Origin of the sequence: Methylibium sp. Root1272 (assembly GCF_001425905.1) — a bacterium.
Taxonomy (GTDB): domain Bacteria; phylum Pseudomonadota; class Gammaproteobacteria; order Burkholderiales; family Burkholderiaceae_C; genus Methylibium.
Window position 1 is genome coordinate 246178 of sequence record NZ_LMDY01000013.1, and the last position, 17184, is coordinate 263361.

Here is a 17184-nt window from a genome sequence, read left to right on the forward strand (position 1 = left end):
CCCGCACCCGTCGCTCAGAGCGGCAGCTCGCTGAAATAGCGCCCGCCGTGGAAGATCAAGGGCGTCGCGCCAGCGGTCACGCTGCAGCGTTCGACTTCGCCGACGAAGATGACGTGGTCGCCCTCCTCGTACTGGCTGCGGTTGAAACACTCGAACACCGCGGCTGCGCCGTCGATCAGCGGGGCGCCGCTGCCGCCCTCTCGCCACGCCACGCCGGCGAAGCGATCGGCGGTCTTGCTCGCAAAGCGCTCGGCCAGTTCGCGCTGGTCGGCCGCCAGGATGTTGATGGCGTAATGCGAGCCGCGCGCGAAGGCCGGCATCGTGCCGGCGCTGCGCCCCAGGCTCCACAGCACCAGCGGCGGCGCCAGCGACACCGAGTTGAAGGAATTGGCCGTCAGGCCCACGCGCTGGCCTTCGACGGTGCGCGCCGTCACGATAGTCACGCCGGTCGCGAACATGCCCAGCGCGGCGCGGAAATGCGCCGCCGTGAAACTCGGTGCCTGGGCGCGCGGCGTGCTCATGACGCGGTGTCGGCGCGGCGGCGGAACATGTTCCAGCCTTCCATCACCAGCACCACCTCGTCACGCTGGTTCAGCGCCTCCCAGCGCGTGCGCACCAGGCCGATGTGCGGCTTGCTCGTCATCGGACGCGCGTCGGTCACCGTCATGCGCACGCGCAGCGTGTCGCCCATCAGCACGGGCTTGAGCCACTTCAGCTGCTCGAGCCCGGGCGAGCCGAGGCTGGAGGAGTCGAGCAGGTAGTCGTCGCACATCATGCGCATCACCAGCGCGCAGGTGTGCCAGCCACTGGCGGCCAGGCCACCGAACAACGACTGCTTGCCGGCCTCCTCGTCGAGGTGGAAGGGTTGCGGATCGAACTCGCTGGCGAAGCGCACGATCTCGTCGCGGCCGAGCGTGTGAGTGCCGAACTCGCGCACGCTGCCGATGGCGAAGTCTTCCCAGAAGTAGCGGGGCTGAGGTTTCATGGTCATCGGAGGAATTATCGAGAAGCTTCAGGCCGGAACGGTGCGGGAGCGCGCCTTCGCCGCGCCGGGCGCCGCGAACAGTGCTCGGCAGGTGGCCTGCTGCGGATCGGCCGGCGGCAAGGCGGCGCACAGCGTGTCGCGCTGCGCGCGCAAGGGCCCGAGCACCGCGGCGCCACGGACCGGCGGCCGCCGGCTCCAGTCCAGCAGCTTGCCGCTCATGCGCTCCAGCGACCGGGCGTTGCGTTCGTAGAACGCATCCGGTTGCCCCTGCAGCTCTCCCAGTACCCGGCGGGCGGCGTCGGTGATGCGCGCGGAGTCGTCGGGGCTCAGTTCGATCAGCGCGCCGACGTAGATCGCGCCCCATTGCACGCGTGTCGCGGGCCCCTGCGCAGCGGCATAGGCGCGTTCGTACCAGCCGAGTGCGGCCGACGTGTGACCGCGCTGCTTCGCATGGGCGGCCAGCGACAACATCGCGTAGTACGGGCTGTGCGAGCGTTTCAGTTCCGCCTCGAGCAGCCGGTCGGCCTCGTCGAGCAAGCCGGCCTGCGCCAGCGCCTCGGCGGCGCCCGGAATCACCGACTGGCGCTCGTCGTCGTCGCTCACCTCGCGATCCGCCCGTGCCGTTTCGCGCTGCACGTGCTCGATCAGCACGCTGCTGAGGGCCGCCGGCTGCTCGGCCGACGCGCCCGGCCGCCCGAGCCGGGCGAGCGCGATGCGCGAGACCAGCGCCGTCATGCGATCGCCCTGGGACAACCGCGCATCCGCGGTCAGGCGATCCAGCGTCGCAGCCCAGAGGGCGGACATCCTCTCTCGCTCCGGCGTGCCGGCGGCCGTCAGCAGCTGCGTGATCTCGCCGGCGTAACCGGTCACCAGGTCGAGGTTCTCGCGCACCAGGTGCTCGTCGGCCAGGACAGCAAGCACCTCGTCGCGCGACGCGGCAAGATCCGGCGCACGTCGCGCCATGGGGCGCGGCGCGGCATCGGTCCGCGCCACTAGAGACTTCAGCAACAGCCGGCTGCAGGTCGCGGCCTGGTCCGCGGGGCAGGTGCGTGCAAGCCTCGCCAGCGTCGTGGCTCGCTGTGCCGCCGGCAACACCTGCTGCTCGTCGGTGTCCCACGCGTAGTACGCCAGCAACCGCCACGCATCGGCATCCAACTGCATCGGCGCCGATCGCGCCTGCGCCAACAACTGCTTCACCGGCTGCGGGGCCTGCAGCCCCAACTCGAGCACCTGCAGGTACTTCCGGGCGTCGACCTCGCCCGGCAGCCGCGTCAGTTCGGTCCCGTCGGGCCGGAACAGGATCATCGTCGGGTAGCCCCGCACCTTGAAGCGCGCCGCCAGCTTCTGGGCGCCGGGCAGGTCACCGTCGAGGTAGACCGGAACGAAGCGCTGGCTCAGGGCAATGAAGTCGGGGCGGGCGAAGAGCGTCGCCTTCACCTGGTTGCAGGGCGGACACCACGCCGCGCCCCAGTACGCGAACAACGGCAGGTTCTTCTCGCGAGCCTCGGCAAATGCGCTCGTCACATCGGCCTCGGAATGCAGCCGGTTCCAGCGCACACCCGGTGACGGATGCGTACTGCCGGCACCGATCGCGGCGGCAACGGCCGGCGTCACGGCCTGCTCGATCGCTGTGGCGACGCTGGGCGCCTCGGTGTTCGCATCGCCTTGCGGGCGCGAACAGGCCGACGCCAGCAGCGCGATCACCACGATCCAGAGCCCCGCCCTGAACGGCGGCCGAAACAACAAGTCGGGAACAGTCCGGGCTGACACCTGAGGAGTGTCTCAGAGCCTCGCCGCCCTGGCGCAGTCGCGCGTATCACAAAGCGACTCGAGGGTAGCGGTGCGACTGGTCAGTACAGCTTCGGGAGCGGACTCCTACAATTCCGCCATGGCGAGAAGTGCGTTCCGTGAACAGATGCTGCGCGCGCGCGAGGACGCGATCGTGTCCTCGGTCAACCGTCTGCTGGCCGAGAAGGGCTTCGAAGCGATGACGGTGGACGAGGTGGCGGCGGATGTGGGCATCGCCAAGGCCAGCCTCTACAAGCACTTCACGTCCAAGGAAGAACTGGCCGCGGCCGCGATGATTCGCGTCCTGGAGCGGGCGCTCGCTTTCACGGAGAAGCTCGCCGCTGATGAGAACCTCAAGTCGATCGCCCGCCTGGAGGCGGTCGCGCGCTGGACTCTCGAGGTCCAGCTGGCCGGCGAGATGCCGTCGCTGCCGGCGCAGAACTCGACCTTGCGCAATGCCCTGATGGCGAATCGTGGCTACCTCGACCGGCTGTTCGAAGTCAGCGACCGGCTGGGGGCCTGGATCACGGCCGCGCAGGCCGACGGCGAGATCGACCGCCAACTGCCGGCCGAAGTGGTGCTCTACACGCTGTTCGCACGGGCCTGCGACCCGGTCCTCGGTCTGCTGAAGGCCGGAGGCCAGCACAGCGACGAGCAGATCGTCGAGTGGCTGCTGCGCACCTGCTTTCGCGGCCTCGTCGGCGCGCAAGCCTGAGCGAGCGCGCTCAGCGGATCAGCAGCGCCGGGGTCCGGCAGGAGGCCAGCACCTTGGTGGTGATCGAGCCCATCACCATGCCGGCCAGCGCGCCGTGGCCGTGGGAGCCGAGCATCAGCAAGTCGAACTTGCCGGCCTCGGCCGTCTTGCCGATCACCTCGGCTGCGTGGCCGGTCTTGCGCACGAAGGTGGCGGTCACGCCCTGCTTGGCGAAGAAGGCGCGGATCGGCTTGAACACCTTCTCCGCCTCGTCGTCGTAATAGGACTGGATCGTTTCACGATCGAGTGCCGACGCCGCGCGCGGCGGCACCGGCGCACTGACGGTGAGCACGGTGATGTCGTGCCCGGCGACCAGCCATTCGGCATGCGCCGTCAGGTAGCCGAGCATGCGCTTCGTGTAGCTGCTGCCATCGACGGCGGCCAGGATCTTCATCGTTCGCTCCTCGTGCAGGATGAAGCCGTCAGTGTGCCGCAAGCAACGGCGTTCAAACCTTGATGCACAGCAAACCGTCATGCCCCGCCGCCTCGCCCTTGCGGGCGTGGCCGCGCGCGTTGCTGACGACGCGGGTCGAGGCCCGCGGCATGCCGGGCGGATGCTCGACGGTGTAGTCGTGCCGGCAGTGCAGGTGCCCGTGCAGCCACAGGTCTGCGAACGGCAGCAGATCGTCGTCTGCGTTGCAGAAGCTCGCCGACCCGGGCTGGCCGCCGTAGCGCGGGTCGGCACTGCGCAGACTCGGGCCGTAGTGCGTGATCACGACCGTCGCATCGGTGTCTCCGGGTTCCGCCAGTGCCTGCTGCAGCCAGACCCGGCAGGCCAGCGCCTCGTCGCGCACGGCGGCCGCGTCGAACAGCCGGCCGTCGCAGCTGGCCCGCATGACGTGCATGAAGTAGCCCGCGGCCCGCATCGCCCGTTCGCGGCCCGCGGCACCGAACAGGTCGAAATCGCACCAGCGTGTCGTCGCGACGAAGCGGATGCGGCGACCTGCCTTGTCGACGCGGATGTGCTGCTCGCGCTCCAGCAGCGTGATGCCGAGCGACTCGCAGTGCGCGCGCAGCGCCGGCCAGGCACTGCGCAGCTCGCGCCGATCGAACTCATGGTTTCCGGCCACGAACAGCACCGGCACCGGCCAGCGCGCGAAGCGCTCCAGCCCGGCCCAGCTGCTGTCCACATCGCCCGCCAGCACCAGCAGCTCGGCGTCCGCGGCCGGCTCGGGCGTGTAGGCCTCGGTCTCGAGATGCAGGTCCGACAGCAATTGCAGTCGCACGGACCGGCCTTTCAGTGCGCCCGGCCGCGGCCGTCTTGCCGCCGCGGGCTCACGCGTCGCGGCCGTGGCACTGCTTGAACTTCTTGCCGCTGCCGCAAGGACAGGGGTCGTTGCGGCCCACCTTGGGGCCGGCGCGCCGCACGGTCTCGACCTTGAGCCGCTCGCCGCGGGCCAGATCGGCCAGCGCCACCACGTTGGATACCAGATCCTCGATCGCCTCGTCCATGCCGCGCAGCGGGTGTTCGTCGTCGAGCGCCTTCTTGAACGCCGCCTCGTCGCCGGTCTGCTCGGGCAGATGACGGCGCACGCAGGCCAGCAGATCCGGCAGGTCCGGGTGGTTCAGCGATTCGAGCGCGTCGAACTGGTTCAGCGCGTGCTCGAACCCGATCGCCCAGGGGGCGAAGGCCGGGCCGATCGCCGCGGCACCCTCGAGCGGGCGCCCCTGGTCGTCGTCGGGCTGCATCACCAGCGGGTCGAACCACGCATCCTCGCGCAGTTGGCGCTCCAGCACCGCGTGATGGCGCATCACCAGCGCGAGCAGGCGCTCGTGCTTCGCGGCATGCCAGCCGGCGGTATCGGCCGTCAGTTCGGAACCGTTGCCCGGATGCTCGGGATCGCCGAAATTCCAGTCGAACACCGGCGGTAGCCAGTGCGCCGGGTCGATCAGCTCGGGCTGGGCGATCACGCCGCACAGATAGCCGTCGAGCATCACGGCATCGAGCGGTTCGAACGGTTCGGGGATCGCGGCCAGCAGATCGTCGAGCTCGGTGATCTCGGGGTCGCTCAGGGGAGCGGAAGAGGGGGAGGCAGCCATGGCCACCATTGTCCTATGCCGGTCGGCTGCCACGCTTTGCCGCGGCACGTCGGCAAAGGCGACCTTGTCGATCGCACGGACTAAGGGTTTTCCCTATAATCCCGTCATTGGCTTCGGCCGAACGAACGGAAAGGTTCAAGTCATGAGCACCATCAGCATCCAAGCCGTCGCCCCGCGCAAGGCGCCTCGTGGCGCCGAACCCCTGGCCCGCGCCGCCGCCGCGGTGTGGCAATGGGCGGTTGGCCGTCTGGCGCAGCGTCGGCAGCCCCATGATCCCCGGCAAGACTTGCCGCAGTTGTGGGCACTCGCTGACAAATATCAGAGCGTCGACCCCGGTCTGGCCGCCGACCTGCGCGGCGCGGCCCTGCGCTGGGAACGCGAAACCCAGCAGTCCTGATATGGGCCATGCGGACGGCCCGCCGCCCGCATGCAGCAACGGCATTTGGAAATTCAGGGTTAACCCTTAATATTGAAGACATCGGCGGCGCAGTCCGTCATTCACCTTGAGGTTTCTCGTGAACATCTATCAAGTGCTCGGCACCGCGATCGCCGAGTCGGTCGGGTCGGTCGGCACGGCTTTCCAAATGTTCAATGGCAGCGCGCCGCGCCAAGCGGCGGGCGGCGCCCGGTCAGGATGGCTCGACCAGTTCAGCGACGCATCGCTGAACCAGCGCGCGGCCCGTCGCACCGTCGACGCGCTGTACCGCGGCGCCACCGTGCGGCTCTGAGCACGCCTTTCGCGCCCCATGACAAAGGCCGCCCTCGGGCGGCCTTTTCATTGGAACGACAAGACCGCGTCGGTCCGGTCAGGCGGCGAGCCGCTGCTCGATCTTCGCCTTGGTGGCCGGCAGCTCGGCCGGCAGATGGTGGGCCAGCTGGGCGAACAGTTCTTCATGCAGCTGCAACTCCTGCTGCCACGCGGACCGGTCAACGCCGATCACGCTGCCGAACTGTTCCGGGGTGAAGTCCAGCCCCTTCCACGCGAGATCTTCGTAGCGCGGGCTGACCCCGAACACGTTCTCCGTGCCCTGCGCGCTGCCCTGCACCCGCTCGAGCATCCACTTCAGCACGCGCATGTTTTCGCCGTAGCCCGGCCAGACGAACTTGCCGTCGGCCCCCTTGCGGAACCAGTTGACGCAGTAGATCTTCGGCAGCTTGGCGCCGGAGGCCTGCAGCTTGCGACCGAGCGTCAGCCAGTGCTGGAAGTAGTCGCTCATGTTGTAGCCCATGAAGGGCAGCATGGCGAACGGGTCGCGACGCACCACCCCCTGCTGGCCGGCGGCCGCGGCGGTGGTTTCCGAGCCCATGGTCGCGGCCATGTAGACACCTTCGACCCAGTCGCGCGCCTCGGTCACCAGCGGCACGGTGGTCGAGCGGCGGCCGCCGAAGATGAAGGCGTCGATCGCCACGCCGGCCGGGTTGTCCCAGTTCTCGTCGAGCACCGGGTTGTTGGTGGCCCCGACGGTGAAGCGCGCGTTGGGGTGCGCGGCCTTCGCGCCGGTCTCCTTGGCCAGCGCCGGGGTCCAGTCCTTGCCCTGCCAGTCCACCAGATGGGCCGGCGCAGCGGCGGTCATGCCCTCCCACCAGACGTCGCCGTCGTCGGTCAGCGCGACGTTCGTGAAGATCACGTCGCGTCGCAGCGAAGCCATGCAGTTGGGGTTGGTCTGGTCGTTGGTGCCGGGGGCGACGCCGAAGTAGCCCGCCTCGGGGTTGATCGCATAGAGCCGGCCATCGGCGCCGGGCTTGATCCAGGCGATGTCGTCGCCAATCGTTGTCACCTCCCAGCCCTCGAAGCCGGCGGGCGGGATCAGCATCGCGAAGTTGGTCTTGCCGCAGGCGCTGGGGAACGCGGCGGCCACGTGGAATTTCTGCCCTTGCGGGTTCTTCACGCCCAGCACCAGCATGTGCTCGGCCAGCCAGCCCTGGTCGCGACCCATCGTCGAGGCGATGCGCAGCGCGAAGCATTTCTTGCCCAGCAGCGCGTTGCCGCCGTAGCCCGAGCCATAGCTCCAGATCTCGCGCGTTTCAGGGTAGTGGACGATGTACTTGGTCTTGTTGCACGGCCAGGCCACGTCCTTCTGGCCCGGGACCAGCGGCGCGCCGACGGTGTGCATGCACGGCACGAAGTCGCCGTCGCTGCCCAGCACCTCCAGCACCGGCTTGCCCATGCGCGTCATCATCTTCATGTTGACGGCGACGTAGGGCGAGTCGGACAGTTCGACACCGATGTGTGCGATCGGCGAGCCCAGCGGGCCCATCGAGAACGGCACGACGTACATCGTGCGACCGCGCATGCAGCCGGCAAACAGCGCAGGCGTGCCATCGGCCCGGCCGGTCTGCAGCAGGGCGCGCATCTCTTCCGGCGCGGTCCAGTTGTTGGTCGGGCCGGCGTCTTCCTTCTTCTCGGAGCAGATGAAGGTGCGGTCCTCGACACGCGCCACGTCGCTCGGATCGCTCCACGCCAGGTAGCTGTTCGGCCGCTTGGCCTCATCGAGCTTGCGGAAGGTGCCGGCCTCGACGAGCTGGCCGCACAGGCGGTCGTACTCGGCCTGCGAGCCGTCGCACCAGTGGATCGCCGCGGGCTGGGCCAGCGCGGCCATTTCGGCCACCCAGGCGATCAGGCGGGCATTCTTCACATGGGCAGGCGCTTCGACGCGCAGCCCTTGCATGGCGGGGTGATTCATCGTGTCTCCGGGAAGGAATGGATCTCGTCAGTGCCTGCAAAACCGCAGGAGGGGGCGGGCACTGGCGGCATCGATCCCACCCTGGTCGGGACTGCTCTGGAGATGCTGAAAGAAAGTGTAGGGGTGTGACTTCAGCGTGACAGGAGCGTGATATGCACTTTGTGCATGACCACATGCGCGGGCTTTCTGGGCGCGTCGGCCCCACCACCGAAGGCCGCTTCTCGAACACCGAAGCCGCGCCGTCAGCCGGAGGCTGAGCCGATCTTGCCGCCCGCTTCGGCCGCCGGCATCCCCTGTCCACGGCGGCTCCCCCCTTAACATGGGGTGATGCAAGCCCCTGTGTTCGATCGGCGACGACGCGCTGCCCTGGGCGCCCTGGCGGCGGCACTGGTCGGGCCCGTCCGGGCCCAGCGCAGCCCGGACCGCCTGATCACGGTAGGGGTCGAAGCCGACCTGCAGGCCTCCGGCCTCGCCGCGCGCTTGCGCACCGCGGTCGCGCGCGACACCGGACTGGCGATCGACTGGCGCCCCGGCCCCAGCGGCCTGCTGCTGCCGCAGCTCGAACGCGGAGAACTGGACGCCGCGCTGACGCAGGCGCCCGAGCTCGAACTGGCGCTGGAACGACAGAACCTGGTGCACGACCGCCGTCTTATCGCCTCGAGCGATTTCGTGCTGGTCGGGCCCGCGCCGCTGAAGGCCACCAAGAAGCTTCCCGCCCGAGGCGACCCGGCCGGCATCGCCGGCGAACGCGACGCCGCCGCCGCCCTCGGCCGCATCGTCGCGGCCGGCGAGCGGGGCGAGACCGCCTTCGTGACCGCAAGCGAGCCGAGCGGCGCCCGCGCGCTGGAGCAGAAACTGTGGAAGGCAGCCGGACCGCAGCCGGTCGGCCCCTGGTTGCGCACTGCCGGACCCGGACCCACCGCCGTGCTGGCCCTGGCGCGCGAAACCGGCGGCTACGCCTTCGTCGAACGCGGCCTGTGGTCGGCGCTCGGGGCCGGCAGCGGGCTGGCGGTGCTGGTCGAAGGCGACCCACGCCTGCAAGTCAGCTACCACGTGATGCGTTCGTTCCGCGTCAACCACCCCGGCGGCAAGCTGCTGGTGAACTGGCTCGCCGGCCCGAACGGCCGCCGCGTCGTGGCCGGCTTCGGACGCGGCTACCGCCGGCCGGCTTGACCCCGGCCATGCGGCGCGCGCGACGACCGGCCGGCCTCTTCGACGGTCCGCAGGAACCCACGATGCCCTTGCGACGACGCCGGCTGGCCGCGCTGCTGTTCGCGATCCCGGCCGCGCTGTTCGGTCCGGCGAACGCCGGCGCGGCCGATGACGAGGTGGTGGTCTTCGCCGCCGCCCGCCTGACCGACGTGCTGCAGGCGATCGCACGGCAGGGCGGCTTCACGCAGGTGAAGTTCTCGTTCGCGGCCGGAGACGGCCGAGGCCGTGACGCGCCTGCTGCGCTACGGACCGGCGCCGGCCCTGCCGCGCGGCGCTTCCACGACCACCTGTTCAGCGCCGACGCGCGGGCGCTGCTGACGGCCGCCGGCTTTTCGGCCCCTTGAGCAGGGCCTCGACCTCGACAACCGCGCCGATGCCCTGCGCGTCGTAACCCGGCAGCTGGTCGACCGCCGCACGGAACGGCTCGCTGCGCAGCAGCACGAGCATCTGCTGCAGCCGCGGTCCCGGCAGCGCCTGCGCATCGCACAGCAGCAGGTAGCGCTCGGTCTCCAGCGGAATGAACTCCAGCCCGAAGCGCCGGGCCGGCGGCTCCACGCCGAAGCCGACGTCGGCCATGCCGCTGGCCACGTAGGCCGCGACGGCGGCGTGCGTGTACTCGACGCGCTCGTAGCCGTCGATGCGCCGCGCATCGACTCCGTCTCGCTGCAGCATCAGGTCGAACAGGAAGCGCGTTCCGGAGGCTGGCTGCCGGTTGATGAAGCGCACGTTGGGTCGCATCAGGTCGGCCGGCGTGTAGAGCTTCTTGGGGTTCCCCGGCGCGACCATCAGGCCCTGCTTGCGCGTGGCCACGTGCACCACCGCCTGCTCGCGCGGCTTGAACCAGCGCGCGTAGTGCGCCAGCGCCAGTGACTCGAAGGCACCGAGCGGCATGTGGAAGCCCGCCACGTCGCAACTGCCGGCCGCCAGCGACGCCACGGCCTCCTGGCTGCCGCAGTACTTCAGCTCGACCGGCACCTGATCGGCGCGCAGGAACTCGTCGAGCTTCTCGATCGCGAAGCCATGGCTGGCGTGGATGCGCAGCATCGCGCCCTGCGGGCTGACCACCCGCCCCAGCTCGACCTCCAGTTCGGAGGCCAGCGTGTGCAGCAACGGCGACAGGCGTGCGGCGATGCGGCGGTCCGCCCACAGCAGCTTCTCGGCCAACACCGTGAGCTTCGAGCCCTGGCCACGTTCGGTGCGGATCAGCGCCTGGCCGAGCGCGGCTTCTGCTTCGCGCAGCAGCTGCCAGGCATGGCGGTAGGAGCCGCCGTTGACCTCGCAGGCACGCAGCAGGCTGCCGTGCTCATGGATCTCGCCGAGCAGCTGGATCAGCCGCACCGGCAGCTCCGGCTGACCGGCGCGGCGGATGCTCCATTGCGGCTGGATCGAGACTTCGAGCATGGCTTCTTTCGGCGCTCCAGAGCATATGGGTTCGGCCTATCGGCTCATATTGAACCGCGCGAACACTCACCATACAGTGAAGCGCGCTGTCGAATCCATATGCTTGAGACCACATATGCTCTGTTGCTTCCTTCTCCGCCTTCCCTGCCACTCCCGTCCGGCGCCGCTGCTGCCGGCGGCGCAATGAGCGGGGTCGGTCCGGCCACCGCGGGCGTCGTCGCGCCGCAGGCCACCGTACGGGCGGTCCTCGCTCGCCGGGCCGACGAGCCGGGCGCGCTGCTGCCGATCCTGCACGAGGTCCAGGACCTGCTGGGCTGCATCCCGGCCGACGTGGTGGCGGAGATCGCCAGCGCACTGAACCTGTCGCGCGCCGAGGTGCACGGCGTCATCACCTACTACCACCACTTCCGCAGCGAGCCGGCCGGACGCCATGTGATCCAGGTGTGCCGCGCCGAAGCCTGCCAGGCGCTGGGTGCCGATGCGCTGCTGGCGCACGCCGAGCGCCGCCTCGGCTGCCGCAGCCAGGCCACCAGCGCCGATGGCCGCTACACGCTGGAGCCGGTGTTCTGCCTGGGGCTGTGCGCGTCGTCGCCGGCGATCGTGATCGACGAGCGCCTGCATGCGCGCGTCAGCCCGGCGGCGTTCGATCGCCTGATCGGCGCGCTGGAAGAAGACACCGTGGAGGCCGCGCGATGAGCGCCGCCATCACCGTCCACGTCCCGCGCGATTCGGCCGCGCTCGCGGTCGGCGCCGACGCGGTGGCCGCCACGCTGCAGGCCGAGTGCGCGCGGCGCGGCCTGGCGCTGAACCTGGTGCGCAACGGCTCGCGAGGGCTGTTCTGGCTGGAGACGCTGGTCGAGGTGAGTACCGCCTCCGGCCGCGTGGCCTACGGCCCGGTGACGCCCGAGGACGTGCCGGGCTTGCTCGACGCCGGCCTGCTGCAGGGCGCACCGCACGCACTGGGCCACGGGCCGACCGAGCAGATCCCCTTCCTGGCCCGCCAGGAACGACTGTGCTTCGCCCGCATGGGCCTCACCGATCCGCTGTCGCTGACGGACTACGAGGCGCACGAAGGCTGGGCCGGCCTGCGCCGTGCGCTGGCGATGGCCGATGCGGCCGTCGTCGACGAGGTGCTGCAGTCCGGCCTGCGCGGCCGTGGCGGCGCAGCCTTCCCGACCGGCATCAAGTGGAAGACGGTGATGAACACGCCGTCGGCGCAGAAGTACATCGTCTGCAACGCCGACGAGGGCGACTCGGGCACCTACTCCGACCGCATGACGATGGAGGGCGACCCGTACATGCTGATCGAGGGCATGACGATCGCCGCACTGGCCGTCGGCGCGACCCGGGGCTACCTCTACGTGCGCTCCGAGTACCCGCACGCAATCGCCACGCTGAACGAGGCGATCGCACGCGCCGAGGCCGCCGGCTTCCTGGGCAACGACGTGCTTGGCTCGGGCCGCGCCTTCCACCTGCAGGTGCGCAAGGCCGCCGGCGCCTACGTGTGCGGAGAGGAGACGGCGCTGCTGGAAAGCCTGGAAGGCAGGCGCGGCATCGTGCGTGCGAAGCCGCCGCTGCCGGCGATCGAAGGCCTGTTCGGCCAGCCGACCGTCATCAACAACGTGATCAGCTTCGCGTCGGTGCCGCTGATCCTGGCGCGCGGCGCGGCGCACTATCGCGAATACGGCGTCGGCCGTTCGATGGGCACGCTGCCGATCCAGCTGGCCGGCAACGTGAAGCACGGCGGCCTGGTCGAGAAGGCCTTCGGAGTGACGCTGCGCGAGCTGCTGTACGACTTCGGCGGCGGCACCGCGTCGGGCCGGCCGATCAAGGCAGTGCAGGTCGGCGGCCCGCTCGGCACCTATGTGCCCGAGTCGAAGTGGGACGTGCCGCTCGACTACGAGGCCTATGCCGCCTTCGGCGGCGTGGTCGGCCACGGCGGCATCGTGGTGCACGACGACACCGCTGACATGGCGAAGCTGGCGCGCTACGCGATGGAGTTCTGCGCGATCGAGTCCTGCGGCAAGTGCACGCCCTGCCGCATCGGCTCGACACGCGGCGTGGAGGTCATCGACCGCATCACCGCCAACGTGAACCGTCCTGCACAGGTGAAGCTGCCGAACGATCGACTGCAGCAGGTCGCCCTGCTGCGGGACCTGTGCGACACGATGCTCGCCGGCAGCCTGTGCGCGATGGGCGGCATGACGCCCTACCCGGTGCTGTCGGCACTGGACCATTACCCGGAAGACTTCGGCCTGGCGGCTCCCGACCGCCAAGCCGCCTGAGGAGCCCACGATGCTCGATCACCTGAGAGAAACCGACCACGGCACACCGCTGCGCGAGTCGACCGAGCAAGTCACGCTCGAGATCGACGGCGAACAGGTCACCGTGCCCAAGGGCACGTCGCTGATGCGTGCTGCCGTCGACGCCGGCATCCAGGTGCCCAAGCTGTGCGCGACTGACAGCCTGGAGCCCTTCGGCTCGTGCCGCCTGTGTCTGGTCGAGATCGAAGGACGCCGCGGCTTCCCCGCCTCGTGCACCACGCCCGCCGAGCCCGGCATGAAGGTGCGCACGCAGACGCCGAAGCTGCAGGAACTGCGCAAGGGCGTGATGGAGCTCTACATCTCCGACCACCCGCTCGACTGCCTGACCTGCAGCGCCAACGGCAACTGCGAGCTGCAGGACATGGCGGGCGTCACCGGCCTGCGCGAGGTGCGCTACGGCTTCGAGGGCGCCAACCACCTGAAAAGCGCGAAGGATGAGTCCAACCCGTACTTCACCTACGACCCGAGCAAGTGCATCGTCTGCAACCGCTGCGTGCGCGCCTGCGAGGAGACGCAGGGCACGTTCGCCTTGACGATCAGCGGCCGCGGCTTCGAGTCGCGCGTGTCGCCGGGCCAGGACCAGCCCTTCATGGACAGCGAGTGCGTGAGCTGCGGCGCCTGCGTCGAGGCCTGCCCGACCGCCACGCTGCAGGAGAAGTCGGTGATCTGGCTGGGCCAGGGCGAGCACAGCGTCACCACCACCTGCGCCTACTGCGGCGTGGGCTGCGGCTTCAAGGCCGAGATGAAGGGCAACGAGGTCGTGCGCATGGTGCCGTGGAAGGACGGCAAGGCCAACGAGGGCCATTCCTGCGTCAAGGGCCGCTTCGCCTGGGGCTATGCGACGCACAAGGACCGCATCACCACGCCGATGATCCGCAAGAGCATCGCCGACCCGTGGCAGGAAGTGAGCTGGGACGAGGCCATCGGCTACGCGGCCAGCGAGTTCAGGCGCATCCAGGCCACCTACGGCCGCGACTCGATCGGCGGCATCGTCTCCTCGCGCTGCACCAACGAGGAGGGCTACCTGGTCCAGAAGCTGGTGCGCGCGGCCTTCGGCAACAACAACGTCGACACCTGCGCGCGCGTGTGCCATTCACCGACCGGCTATGGCCTGAAGCAGACGCTGGGCGAATCGGCCGGCACGCAGACCTTCAAGTCGGTGGAGAAGTCCGACGTGATCATGGTCATCGGCGCCAACCCGACCGACGGCCACCCGGTGTTCGCCTCGCGCATGAAGAAGCGGCTGCGCGAAGGCGCGAAGCTGATCGTCGTCGACCCGCGCAAGATCGACCTGGTGAAGTCGCCGCACGTGAAGGCCGACCACCACCTGCAGCTGCGCCCCGGCACCAACGTCGCGGTGATCACTGCGCTGGCCCACGTGGTCGTCACCGAGGGCCTGCTCGACGAGGCCTACATCGCCGCGCGCTGCGAGGACAAGGCCTTCCGCGAGTGGCGCGAGTTCGTGGCGCGCGACGCCCACTCCCCCGAGGCGACCGCCGCCGTCACCGGCGTGCCGGCCACCGAGTTGCGCGCCGCCGCCCGGCTGTTCGCCACCGGCCGCTCGGACGGCACGGCTGCCACGCTCCAGGCCCGCGGGGCGCGGCCCAACGCGGCCATCTACTACGGCCTGGGCGTGACCGAGCACAGCCAGGGCTCGACGATGGTGATGGGCATCGCCAACCTCGCGATGGCCACCGGCAACGTCGGCCGCGAGGGCGTGGGCGTGAACCCGCTGCGCGGCCAGAACAACGTGCAGGGCTCGTGCGACATCGGCTCCTTCCCGCACGAGATGCCGGGCTACCGCCACGTGTCGGACAGCACCACGCGGGCGCTGTTCGAACAGGCCTGGAACGTCGAGCTGCAGGCCGAGCCGGGGCTGCGCATCCCCAATATGTTCGACGCCGCGCTGTCGGGCAGCTTCATGGGCCTGTATTGCGAGGGCGAGGACATCGTGCAGTCCGACCCGGACACGCAGCATGTCGCGCATGCGTTGTCTTCGATGGAGTGCATCGTCGTGCAGGACCTGTTCCTGAACGAGACCGCGAAGTACGCGCACGTCTTCCTGCCCGGTTCGTCATTCCTCGAGAAGGACGGCACCTTCACGAATGCCGAGCGCCGCATCTCGCGCGTGCGCAAGGTCATGCCGCCGAAGGCCGGCCTGGGCGACTGGGAAGTGACGGTGAAGCTGTCGAACGCGCTCGGCTATCCGATGGACTACACCCATCCGGAGCAGATCATGGCCGAGATCGCGGCGCTGACGCCCACCTTCGCCGGTGTCAGCTACGAGAAGATCGACCGCCTCGGCAGCGTGCAGTGGCCGTGCAACGACGCGGCCCCCGAAGGCACGCCGACGATGCACATCGGCGGCTTCGTGCGCGGCAAGGGCAAGTTCTTCATCACGCAGTACGTCGCGACCGACGAGAAGGTGACGCGCAGGTTCCCGCTGCTGCTGACCACGGGGCGCATCCTGTCGCAGTACAACGTCGGCGCGCAGACGCGGCGCACCGAGAACAACCGCTGGCACAGCGAGGACCGGCTGGAGCTGCACCCGCACGACGCCGAGGAGCGCGGCATCAAGGACGGCGACTGGGTCGGCATCGAGAGCCGCGCCGGCCAGACGGTGCTGCGCGCCGTGGTCAGCGAGCGCATGCAGCCGGGCGTGGTCTACACCACCTTCCACTTCCCCGAATCGGGCGCCAACGTCATCACCACCGACAGTTCCGACTGGGCCACCAACTGCCCCGAGTACAAGGTGACCGCGGTGCAGGTGCTGCCGGTGATGCAGCCGTCGGAGTGGCAGCGCGAGCACACCCGCTTCAGCGAGGTGCAGGCGCGGCTGCTGGCCGAGCGCCGCAAGGCCGATCCCGTTCCCGCCGGCCTCCCCGGCGCAAGGACCTGAGCCGATGAAGATGCCCGACGGCCCGCTGCACGCCACCGGCGGTGCGCTGCTGCGTCCGGTGGCCGGCGTGCGGCACGGTGCCGCCTTCGAGGGCCCCGACTGGGTGGCCGAGGAGCGGCCGGTGGCGCTGGAGTTCAACGGCATCGCGCAGGCCGTGATGCTGGCGACGCCGCTGGACCTGGAGGACTTCGCGCTCGGCTTCGCCTTGGGCGAGGGCCTGCTCGACGTGCCCGGCGAGCTGCACGGCCTTGAAACCGTCGAATCGCGCGAGGGCATCACGCTGAAGCTGCGGATCGCCGCCCGCTGCATGGCCCGGCTGAAGGAGCGCCGCCGCGCGCTGGCCGGCCGCACCGGCTGCGGCCTGTGCGGCATCGAGAGCCTGGCCCAGTTGGACCGGCCGCTGGCACCGCTGCCGCCCGGCCCGGCCGTGCCGCGTGCCGCGCTTGCGCGCGCGCAGGCCGAGTTGCGCGGCCTGCAGGCGCTGCAGCACGCCACCGGCGCGGTGCACGCGGCCGCCTGGTGCGGCAGCGACGGCAGCGTGCGGCTGTTGCGCGAGGACGTGGGGCGCCACAACGCGCTCGACAAGCTGGTGGGCGCACTGGCGCGGGCCGGTGCGCTGGCCGGCCCCCGGGCGGCACACTGCACCGACGGCTTCTTCGCGGTGACCAGCCGTGCCAGCTACGAGATGCTGCACAAGACCGCGGCGGCCCGCGTGCCGCTGCTGGTCGCGGTATCGGCGGCGACGACGCTGGCGATCGATCTGGCCGCGCAGCTGTCGGTCGGCCTGGTGGGCTTTGCCCGCGGACAGGACCTGGTGGTCTACGCCGGGCGGGAACGGATCGACCTGGGAACGGAGCACGACGATGGACGCTGACAACCTGGTGCGCATGGCCAACCGCATCGGCCAGTTCTTCGAGGCCATGCCCGACGCGACCGAAGCGGCCGAGAACGTGGCGCAGCACCTGAAGAAATTCTGGGACCCGCGCATGCGGCGCGCGCTGCTGGCCCACGTCGACCGCCACGGCGTCGACGGGCTGAATGCGATGGTCGAGGTCGCGCTCGAGCGGCATCGAGCCGTGCTGGACTGACGCCGCCTC

The 17184-nt window shown here is 69.9% G+C and carries 18 protein-coding genes; 10 read left to right on the top strand and 8 right to left on the bottom strand.

Features of this window, described 5'->3' with window-relative positions; genetic code table 11:
- Positions 1–14: 14 nt before the first annotated feature.
- Genes ASC67_RS10200 through ASC67_RS10210 form a run of 3 tightly spaced genes read right to left on the bottom strand, consistent with a single transcriptional unit; the run spans position 15 to position 2731 of the window.
- Positions 15–521, bottom strand: a complete 507-nt coding sequence (locus ASC67_RS10200) for a flavin reductase family protein (RefSeq protein ID WP_056319108.1) — start codon at positions 519–521, stop codon at positions 15–17.
- Positions 518–985 (bottom strand): MaoC family dehydratase, encoded by a 468-nt coding sequence (locus tag ASC67_RS10205; protein ID WP_082535990.1) that lies wholly within the window; start codon positions 983–985, stop codon positions 518–520. Before ASC67_RS10205 ends, ASC67_RS10200 begins: the two co-directional genes overlap by 4 nt.
- A gap of 27 nt (positions 986–1012) precedes the next feature.
- Positions 1013–2731 (bottom strand): thioredoxin family protein, encoded by a 1719-nt coding sequence (locus tag ASC67_RS10210; RefSeq protein ID WP_162245627.1) that lies wholly within the window; start codon positions 2729–2731, stop codon positions 1013–1015.
- 142 nt (positions 2732–2873) lie between these two features.
- On the opposite strand from ASC67_RS10210, the gene ASC67_RS10215 reads away from it, so the two are divergent.
- Positions 2874–3488, top strand: a complete 615-nt coding sequence (locus ASC67_RS10215; protein WP_056319118.1) for a TetR/AcrR family transcriptional regulator — start codon at positions 2874–2876, stop codon at positions 3486–3488.
- Positions 3489–3498: 10 nt separating this feature from the next.
- Here ASC67_RS10215 and ASC67_RS10220 read toward each other — a convergent pair whose 3' ends face one another.
- The 3 genes from ASC67_RS10220 to ASC67_RS10230 are packed head-to-tail and all read right to left on the bottom strand — an operon-like array spanning position 3499 to position 5567.
- Positions 3499–3921, bottom strand: a complete 423-nt coding sequence (locus ASC67_RS10220) for a universal stress protein (RefSeq protein ID WP_056319121.1) — start codon at positions 3919–3921, stop codon at positions 3499–3501.
- A 52-nt stretch (positions 3922–3973) separates the two neighbouring features.
- Positions 3974–4753 (bottom strand): metallophosphoesterase, encoded by a 780-nt coding sequence (locus tag ASC67_RS10225; protein ID WP_056319124.1) that lies wholly within the window; start codon positions 4751–4753, stop codon positions 3974–3976.
- Positions 4754–4802: 49 nt separating this feature from the next.
- Entirely contained in the window at positions 4803–5567 is a 765-nt protein-coding gene (locus ASC67_RS10230; protein ID WP_056320757.1) for a YecA family protein, read from the bottom strand.
- On the opposite strand from ASC67_RS10230, the gene ASC67_RS20580 reads away from it, so the two are divergent.
- On the top strand, positions 5566–5964 hold the full coding sequence (locus ASC67_RS20580) for a hypothetical protein (protein ID WP_156466726.1): 399 nt from the start codon (positions 5566–5568) through the stop codon (positions 5962–5964). The genes ASC67_RS10230 and ASC67_RS20580 overlap by 2 nt on opposite strands.
- Positions 5965–6082: 118 nt before the next feature.
- Entirely contained in the window at positions 6083–6295 is a 213-nt protein-coding gene (locus tag ASC67_RS10240) for a hypothetical protein (protein WP_056319132.1), read from the top strand.
- Positions 6296–6373: 78 nt separating this feature from the next.
- Here ASC67_RS10240 and ASC67_RS10245 read toward each other — a convergent pair whose 3' ends face one another.
- On the bottom strand, positions 6374–8251 hold the full coding sequence (locus tag ASC67_RS10245; protein WP_056319135.1) for a phosphoenolpyruvate carboxykinase (GTP): 1878 nt from the start codon (positions 8249–8251) through the stop codon (positions 6374–6376).
- Positions 8252–8578: 327 nt separating this feature from the next.
- Between ASC67_RS10245 and ASC67_RS10250 the strand changes: the two genes are divergently transcribed.
- Together ASC67_RS10250 and ASC67_RS10255 are read left to right on the top strand one after the other, a co-directional pair.
- Positions 8579–9424 (top strand): substrate-binding domain-containing protein, encoded by an 846-nt coding sequence (locus ASC67_RS10250; RefSeq protein WP_082535938.1) that lies wholly within the window; start codon positions 8579–8581, stop codon positions 9422–9424.
- Positions 9425–9486: 62 nt separating this feature from the next.
- The gene (locus ASC67_RS10255) at positions 9487–9807 is read left to right on the top strand and encodes a hypothetical protein (RefSeq protein ID WP_156466727.1); all 321 of its coding nucleotides are present in this window, start codon (positions 9487–9489) and stop codon (positions 9805–9807) included.
- Here the strand turns inward: ASC67_RS10255 and ASC67_RS10260 are convergent.
- Positions 9755–10864 (bottom strand): substrate-binding domain-containing protein, encoded by a 1110-nt coding sequence (locus tag ASC67_RS10260; RefSeq protein WP_056319146.1) that lies wholly within the window; start codon positions 10862–10864, stop codon positions 9755–9757. The two genes, ASC67_RS10255 and ASC67_RS10260, sit on opposite strands and share 53 nt — an antisense overlap.
- A gap of 183 nt (positions 10865–11047) precedes the next feature.
- On the opposite strand from ASC67_RS10260, the gene ASC67_RS10265 reads away from it, so the two are divergent.
- From ASC67_RS10265 to ASC67_RS10285, 5 genes are read left to right on the top strand one after another with little or no spacing between them, the layout of a single operon-like run.
- Positions 11048–11560 (top strand): formate dehydrogenase subunit gamma, encoded by a 513-nt coding sequence (locus tag ASC67_RS10265; RefSeq protein WP_056319149.1) that lies wholly within the window; start codon positions 11048–11050, stop codon positions 11558–11560.
- Entirely contained in the window at positions 11557–13149 is a 1593-nt protein-coding gene (locus ASC67_RS10270; RefSeq protein ID WP_056319154.1) for an NADH-quinone oxidoreductase subunit NuoF, read from the top strand. Before ASC67_RS10265 ends, ASC67_RS10270 begins: the two co-directional genes overlap by 4 nt.
- A gap of 10 nt (positions 13150–13159) precedes the next feature.
- Positions 13160–16087 carry a formate dehydrogenase subunit alpha gene (gene fdhF / locus ASC67_RS10275; protein ID WP_056319157.1) on the top strand — a complete coding sequence of 976 codons (2928 nt, stop codon included), beginning with the start codon at positions 13160–13162 and terminating at the stop codon, positions 16085–16087.
- 4 nt (positions 16088–16091) lie between these two features.
- Positions 16092–16961, top strand: coding sequence for a formate dehydrogenase accessory sulfurtransferase FdhD (fdhD, locus tag ASC67_RS10280; protein WP_056319160.1), 870 nt, complete (start codon positions 16092–16094; stop codon positions 16959–16961).
- Positions 16951–17175 carry a formate dehydrogenase subunit delta gene (locus ASC67_RS10285; protein WP_056319164.1) on the top strand — a complete coding sequence of 75 codons (225 nt, stop codon included), beginning with the start codon at positions 16951–16953 and terminating at the stop codon, positions 17173–17175. Before fdhD ends, ASC67_RS10285 begins: the two co-directional genes overlap by 11 nt.
- The last annotated feature ends 9 nt before the right edge of the window (positions 17176–17184 follow it).